We start from the raw sequence: 6,657 nt of genomic DNA, 5'->3' as shown, positions 1-6,657 counted from the left end.
ATCTTATATTCCGGTAGATATCCTCTGCATAAATTATCAAATATGTTCAATGACTAACTTAATGACATTGGGTTATCCACCTATAATTCTTAATATGAGAAAATTACGAATCATAGTCATAATTAATTAATTATGATTATGATAATACAATGCCCTTTTCTATTTTATTTCCTCTTAAAAATTCTTTTACCTCAAGATGTTTTCCCCCTGGAAACTGTAATATTTCTATAATCAGAATACCGTTATTGGTGGCGACTGTAATTCCTTCATTATTTGCATCCATGATATAACCAGGTGGTTTAGTAATACTTGACTCTACTGATTTAGATTTAAATATTTTAATTGGAATATCTTTATAATAAGTATAGGCAGTTGGCCATGAGTTTATATTTTTATATGGCCAAGAACTCAATCCTCTTATTAAATTATGTATGTTAATACTACTGTCATTCCAATTAATCTTTGCCATTTGCTTGTTTAACATCTGTACATAAGAGCCCCCATCACGCTGTTGTTTTATCCCACAAATTTTACCTGTGATGATTCCATCTATTGTTTCCCCTAACAGTTCAGCACCATTTATTTTTAATAATTCGTACAATTCTCCTGCTGTCATAGATTCAGATATGTCAAACTCACTTCTCATAAGCATATCTCCCGTATCTATACCAGTATCCATTAATATAGTTGTATTTCCAGTCCTTATTTCCCCATTTATTAAACTCCAATTTATTGGTGATGACCCTCTGTACATTGGGAGGAGAGATGCATGTAGATTAATACATCCGAGTCTTGGTATATCAAGTATCTGCTGATTTATGATTTGACCATATGCTACAACAATAATAAAATCAGGTTTTATTTCTTTTAATTTATCAATGATTACGGAGTCTGTTCTTATTTTTTCTGGCTGAAAAATTGGAATTCCATTCTCTATTCCTACCTCTTTGATTGGTGAAATTGTTACCTTTTTCCCTCTTCCACTTGGTTTATCAGGTTGAGTTATAATCGCACTTACATTATATTTTTCTATCATCTTCTTCAATGAAGGAACTGCAAAATCAGGAGTTCCCATAAAAACTATTTTCATTATTGATACCTCCCTTTGATACTACAAAACATATTTTGTAGTTATTCATATGTAACTATATTTTCTATCTCATTTTTAAGATTATTTAATTTCTCTTCAAAAAACGTAGGGTATTCTCTATAATCACTTAAATTATTGATAGGTATCCAGTATATATTCTCTTTAATCCCTTGGGGATTATAACTATTGCTATCTAATTCACGTGTTCCTCTTGATTTCATCAGATTTCCGTATTACTAACGTTTTGTGTCTATTCTATAAAAGAAGTACACCTATCCCCGTCTATATATAAATCAACCTGAAAAGTTTTAAAAATTAACACACAATACCTTTCACTTCCACTACGTTCCAATCTTTTTATATAATCATTAGGTAGACTTTTTTTCTTTATATACTCACTTTCATGAATCTCCATATTTCCCTTAAGTAAAACCATATCATCTTCTGTATGAACTTCTATACAGCATTTATTACTTATATTTAGTAGTTTTACTTTATTTGAGTCTTTCTTAGTAATAAAAATAACCTTATCTAAGTTTACTGAAACTACCTTCTCCATTGGGTAAATTTTAGGATAACCATCTTCGTCTACCATTGATAATGCAAGTGTATTACTTTTGTTTAACAAGTTAACTGCTTTTTCATACATTTCTCTTTCTACCACTATTCTTCTCCCCATCTCTTAAACCCATCAACCTCAATATCAAATTTATCTAAAATCTTAGCTACAATATGATGGTTCATATCTTCTATGCTTTCTGGTTTATTATAATAAGTAACCATTGGTGGAATTATGTAGGCTCCTAGTTCTGATAAAGTCAGCATATTTCTTAGGTGTATTGTGCTAAGCGGGGTTTCTCTAGCTGCTAATATAAGTTTTCTTTTTTCTTTTATTGTTACGTCTGCTGCTCTAAGAAGTAGATTGTCTGAATATCCTGATGCAACTCCAGCAAGAGTTTTCATGCTGCATGGAAGTATTATCATTCCTTCTGTTTTAAAAGTTCCGCTTGCTATGCTTGCTCCAATATCGCTTATTGAATATACCTTGTCTGCAAGCGCTCCTACTTCTTCAACCTTATATGTAGTTTCTTGTAATATGGTTTCTTCTGCTCCTCTTGATATAACAAGATGGGTTTCCCATTCTGGATTTTCTCTTAAAGCCTTTAAAAGTTCTATGCCAAGTATTGCACCACTGGCTCCACTCATTCCAACTACTAATCTTTTCTTTTTATTATCCATTGTTTTCATCCTTACTGAATCATTTTTATCAATTGTTTTGTTAGTTCTTTTAATAAATCTATAGTAACATGTATCTCTTCTTTTGTAATGTTATCTATGTGAATTCCACAGGTTATAACTATGTTTTTATTAAGCTTTGAACAAAGTTCATGGGCCACATATCTTGCTGCTTCATCATCTTTATGGCCAGTCATATTAAGTACTGAAGTTGTTGAACTTATTACATTTTCATCTTCTAAACTTTTTCTTGGTACACTTAAGGTTACACAACCTATGTGAGGTCTATCACCACCTGATATGATTACACATAAATCTTCTCCTATTTCTATGGCTTTTAGATTTAGTTTTACCCTTCCTTTTTCAATATTTAATTCTTTCATATAATAAGTTCATCCTTTCCTAGTTCACTTTGTTACATTTAAATCTCAACCCTAAAACACTTCCAATTATCATCTATCATAATTAACTTGATGGCCCCTCCATGTTTATCTACTATCTTCTTACATATACTAAGTCCAAGCCCATTTCCATTTTTACTTGTTCTTGATTCATCACCAGATACAAAGGGATCAAATATCTTATCAATTATTTCATGTTTGATGGGCCCACCATTATCATGAACCTCAAAAATAGTTTTCTTATTTTCTTGTTTTATAACTAACTTAACTGATGTACCTTCTTTGTTATGCTTTATAACATTTACTAATAAGTTTACTACTACTCTTCTCATTTCAAGCTTATCAATTACACCTGTTATATCATTTTCATCTGTTATTATATCAAGGTACATGTTGGCTTTCTCAAACTCATTAAAATACTCAGCAGCTATTTCTAATATAAATTCTTTAAAGTCTACTTTTTCTAAGTTTAACTTGTATTCTTCATTGGACATCTTAGTGTAAATCATAAGTAAATCTATAAGTTCGCTCATGTTATCAGCTTTTCTAAAAATGGTGTTTAGATATTCTTCTTGTTTTTCATGACTGTCTATCAAATTATCAAGAAGGGCCCTAGTATAACCTTTAATTGTTGTTATAGGGGTTCTTAGATCATGAGCTATGCTGCTAAATAGTTGTTGTCTTTCTTTTTCAAGGTTTTCTCTTTCTTTTTTTACTTTTTCTAATTCATAAACCATGAAATTAAAGGCTTCTTCAATTTCTTTATACTCATATTCACCATTAAGGGTTAATCTACTTGAATAATCTCCTGATGTTATTTTCTCAAGTCCATCAACTAGGTCCTTGTTAGGTTTTGCTACATGTTTTTGTATACTTTTGCTATAACTAATTAGGCCCATCAAGAACACAACAGCTACCCCAAAGAGAAAAAACAAAGTTAATTTAAGCATATCATATTTTGTTTCCCCTCCTGGGTTCATAATTGTATACTTTATTCTTAGCTTTTCAACTGGAATTTTAACAAGACAAGTATAATCTTTACCATCTTTTTCAAATACAGTTGCAGAAGCATAATATTCCTGTTTATCTTTTTTAAAACTTACTTCTATTACCCCAGCTATTTTGTAGGGCTGATTTTCTGTTATCCTATTTATGGATGATAATTTTAACAACTCTCCTTGAGTGTAGTGATGCACCTCTTCTTGCACCTTTCCTTTTCTGTATATCACATCATTATTATCATCTAATATTTCTATCCATCCATCTAAGTTTTCTAATGAATTAGTATCAATATTTTCATAGTCAACTTTCACTAATTTTTCTGCACTAATTCCATCTAAAAGATTATCTATAGAGTTTTTACTAAGAATACTTATAAGAGCATATAAAATCAAAACTCCTAACAAGAGTCTAAAGGAGAATATAAAGTATTTTTTAATTACAAACTGACTTATTGTTTTCTTTTTCATACTTAAGGAAGCATCATTTTATATCCTAAACCTCTTATAGTTTTAATATATGCTTCTCCCTCTCTTTCTCCTAGTTTTTCTCTTATTTTGCTTATATAAACCATGATGTTATTATCATCTACAATGTAGGAATCTTCCCAAGCAGCTTCATATATCTGCTTTTTAGTAAATACTCTGCCTGGGCTTTCCATAAATAGTTTTAGTATTTTAAACTCTATGGAAGTTAATTCAATGAGCTTATCATTTTTAAAAAGAATACACTGTGAAGTATCAAGCGTTAAATCTCTCACGTTTAAGGTTTTATAGGTTTCACCAGAACCTAAATTATAATATCTTCTTATATTAGCCTGCACTCTAGCCACTACTTCTAAAGGGTCAAAGGGCTTAGTTATATAATCATCTGCACCTATTCCTAGACCCAACACTTTATCTGAACTTTCTCCTTTAGCTGATAAAATCATTATAGGCATATTGCTTTTATTTCTTATTTTCTTTATTAACTCATACCCATTTATGCGAGGCATCATTATATCAATTATTGCTAAATCTATCTTTTCTTTTTCAAGAGTTTCCCATGCTTCATGTCCATCTTTAGATGTATAAACCTTAAAGCCATCCTTTTCTAGATACAAACTTAAGAAGTCCATTATTTCTTTTTCATCATCTGCAAGTAATATACTGTACATCAAAATTATCACCTCTTGTTAAATATAACCTATTAATATGATATCATTGTACAGCTATTAAATCATCTTATATCAACTTTTTTGAATCTCACTATTCCTAAAAAGACTACACAAGCTATCAGCAAAAATGAACCTAAAAATCCTTTAATAAATAAAGTATTAGTAAAGTCATTAAACAAGAAATCAAGCCTTTCACTAAAAAATGAAGTGTATTTCATAAACTTTAAATTTTCTAATCCAGAAAGATATTTACCTACATACATCACAACTAAGGTAATGATAAAAGTCATAAACATGTTCATATTCACTCCTATTGCATAAGTTATAGTAACTAAAAATATAGACGTTATAACTGTGCTTAAAATTGAAAATATCAAAGCTTTTTCTGACATTGTACCAATAAAAGTACCTGTGCCTAAGTCAGAACTTGATATAAACATATAATAACCAGCTGTTGAAACTAAGAAAAGCAAACCTATTGATATAACTATCATAGTAATCATGGAAAGTAGTTTCCCAAAAATGATTTTTTCTCTTTTTCCAACTCTTAAAACCATCATCTTAATCTGTCCTTCATGAACCTCTCCTGAAAACTGAAATGATGATAACAAGATAATAAGGATTCCTATAATACCAAGGCCAGATAGAAAACTCCAAATCACTCCAAAAAAGTCTAAACATGAATATGCAGTTACTAAAGCTTCTTCACTTGTTATCTTAACTGCCCCACTTTTATAGCCAAGTATTATAAGAAGTGCTAACAAAGAAGGAATAACTAAAATCAAACTGTTTTTTCTCTTAAACATCTTATATATTTCCATTTTATATACTTCAAATATTCTCATAACTTCCACCTACCTTATTAAATCTAATAATGATATATTGTTGTTTTTGATATTTTCATAGCTGTCATCATAGTTTATATATCCATCTTTTAAAACTATGATATCCTCTGCTAAATCTTCAACCTCATCTAACTGATGACTTGAAAATATAACTGATGTTTTCTTTTCTTTTATGATGTTTTTCAGAAAATCCTTCATGTCACATATTCCAGCAGGATCTAATCCAACAAAAGGTTCATCTAAAATCAAAAGTTCTGGTTCAGCTATAAAAGCCTGAGCTAATGCAAGTCTTTGCTTCATTCCAAAGGAAAAGTTCTTAACCTTCTTGTTTTTATCTTTAGATAAATCAACAAGAGCTAAAAGTTCTTCTATCTTACTTTTGATGTTTTTCATATAAAAATCCTTAGTTATCATCATGGAAAGTTTTAAATTATCATAGGCAGTTAAGTCTCCAAAAAATGTTACATCAACTAAAGAACCTATTTTCTTTTTTACCCCCTCATCTTCATGGTTAATTTGATGGTTCATAAATAATATCTCACCCTCATATAGAGCATTTAGTCCCAAGATGCATTTGAGTAATGTTGTTTTACCTGCTCCATTTCTTCCAAGAAGGCCCATTATACTTCCTTTTTTCATTTCAAAACTTATATCTTTTAATACTTCTGTTTCCTTGTACCCTTTTCTTAAATGTTTAACTTCTAAAATAATATCTTTCATAAACATCCACCTTTCTCATTTCATATCTCAATCATAATTTCTAAAGCTTTCCTAGAAACATGAATAACCTTAACCTAACCTTAAAATGACAGTTCAGTTTAAAAAATGTACACTTCTATCCTGTAGACGCGCTCCCCCAATGTCGTCAACTTAGCATAGTATAAATAATAAAATCACGCATAAATAAAAAAAATTAAGCTATTTACATTA

The 6,657-nt window shown here is 30.0% G+C and carries 9 protein-coding genes; all 9 read right to left on the bottom strand.

Annotation, left to right across the window (positions count from 1 at the left end):
- Positions 1 to 136: 136 nt before the first annotated feature.
- Complete coding sequence (gene fmt / locus L1S49_RS22955) at positions 137 to 1,090, bottom strand: methionyl-tRNA formyltransferase (protein WP_238907667.1); 954 nt, start codon at positions 1,088 to 1,090, stop codon at positions 137 to 139.
- A gap of 41 nt (positions 1,091 to 1,131) precedes the next feature.
- A complete protein-coding gene (locus tag L1S49_RS22950; protein ID WP_238907665.1) occupies positions 1,132 to 1,311 on the bottom strand; it encodes a hypothetical protein in 180 nt (59 codons plus the stop codon).
- 29 nt (positions 1,312 to 1,340) lie between these two features.
- On the bottom strand, positions 1,341 to 1,754 hold the full coding sequence (locus L1S49_RS22945) for a pyridoxamine 5'-phosphate oxidase family protein (protein WP_238907663.1): 414 nt from the start codon (positions 1,752 to 1,754) through the stop codon (positions 1,341 to 1,343).
- Positions 1,754 to 2,329: a UbiX family flavin prenyltransferase gene (locus L1S49_RS22940; RefSeq protein WP_238907661.1), complete on the bottom strand. Its 576-nt coding sequence runs from the start codon at positions 2,327 to 2,329 to the stop codon at positions 1,754 to 1,756. Before L1S49_RS22940 ends, L1S49_RS22945 begins: the two co-directional genes overlap by 1 nt.
- Positions 2,330 to 2,340: 11 nt before the next feature.
- Positions 2,341 to 2,709: a hypothetical protein gene (locus tag L1S49_RS22935; RefSeq protein ID WP_238907660.1), complete on the bottom strand. Its 369-nt coding sequence runs from the start codon at positions 2,707 to 2,709 to the stop codon at positions 2,341 to 2,343.
- A gap of 38 nt (positions 2,710 to 2,747) precedes the next feature.
- Complete coding sequence (locus L1S49_RS22930) at positions 2,748 to 4,196, bottom strand: HAMP domain-containing sensor histidine kinase (protein WP_238907658.1); 1,449 nt, start codon at positions 4,194 to 4,196, stop codon at positions 2,748 to 2,750.
- Positions 4,197 to 4,198: 2 nt separating this feature from the next.
- Positions 4,199 to 4,882, bottom strand: coding sequence for a response regulator transcription factor (locus L1S49_RS22925; protein WP_238907656.1), 684 nt, complete (start codon positions 4,880 to 4,882; stop codon positions 4,199 to 4,201).
- A 62-nt stretch (positions 4,883 to 4,944) separates the two neighbouring features.
- Positions 4,945 to 5,727 carry an ABC transporter permease subunit gene (locus L1S49_RS22920; protein ID WP_238907654.1) on the bottom strand — a complete coding sequence of 261 codons (783 nt, stop codon included), beginning with the start codon at positions 5,725 to 5,727 and terminating at the stop codon, positions 4,945 to 4,947.
- 9 nt (positions 5,728 to 5,736) lie between these two features.
- The gene (locus tag L1S49_RS22915) at positions 5,737 to 6,447 is read right to left on the bottom strand and encodes an ABC transporter ATP-binding protein (RefSeq protein WP_238907653.1); all 711 of its coding nucleotides are present in this window, start codon (positions 6,445 to 6,447) and stop codon (positions 5,737 to 5,739) included.
- Positions 6,448 to 6,657 lie beyond the last annotated feature (210 nt).

It is taken from the genome of Clostridium sp. YIM B02506 (assembly GCF_022324845.1).
GTDB classification, from domain to species: Bacteria; Bacillota; Clostridia; order Clostridiales; family Clostridiaceae; genus Clostridium_T; species Clostridium_T intestinale.
This window is presented reverse-complemented; position numbering and strand designations above follow the sequence as displayed.

Coding starts and splice junctions, on each gene's coding strand:
- L1S49_RS22925 (WP_238907656.1), bottom strand. CDS start 4,882: ATGTACAGTATATTACTTGCAGATGATGAAAAAGAAATAATGGACTTC.
- L1S49_RS22915 (WP_238907653.1), bottom strand. CDS start 6,447: ATGAAAGATATTATTTTAGAAGTTAAACATTTAAGAAAAGGGTACAAG.
- L1S49_RS22930 (WP_238907658.1), bottom strand. CDS start 4,196: ATGAAAAAGAAAACAATAAGTCAGTTTGTAATTAAAAAATACTTTATA.
- fmt (WP_238907667.1), bottom strand. CDS start 1,090: ATGAAAATAGTTTTTATGGGAACTCCTGATTTTGCAGTTCCTTCATTG.
- L1S49_RS22935 (WP_238907660.1), bottom strand. CDS start 2,709: ATGAAAGAATTAAATATTGAAAAAGGAAGGGTAAAACTAAATCTAAAA.
- L1S49_RS22940 (WP_238907661.1), bottom strand. CDS start 2,329: ATGGATAATAAAAAGAAAAGATTAGTAGTTGGAATGAGTGGAGCCAGT.
- L1S49_RS22950 (WP_238907665.1), bottom strand. CDS start 1,311: ATGAAATCAAGAGGAACACGTGAATTAGATAGCAATAGTTATAATCCC.
- L1S49_RS22920 (WP_238907654.1), bottom strand. CDS start 5,727: ATGAGAATATTTGAAGTATATAAAATGGAAATATATAAGATGTTTAAG.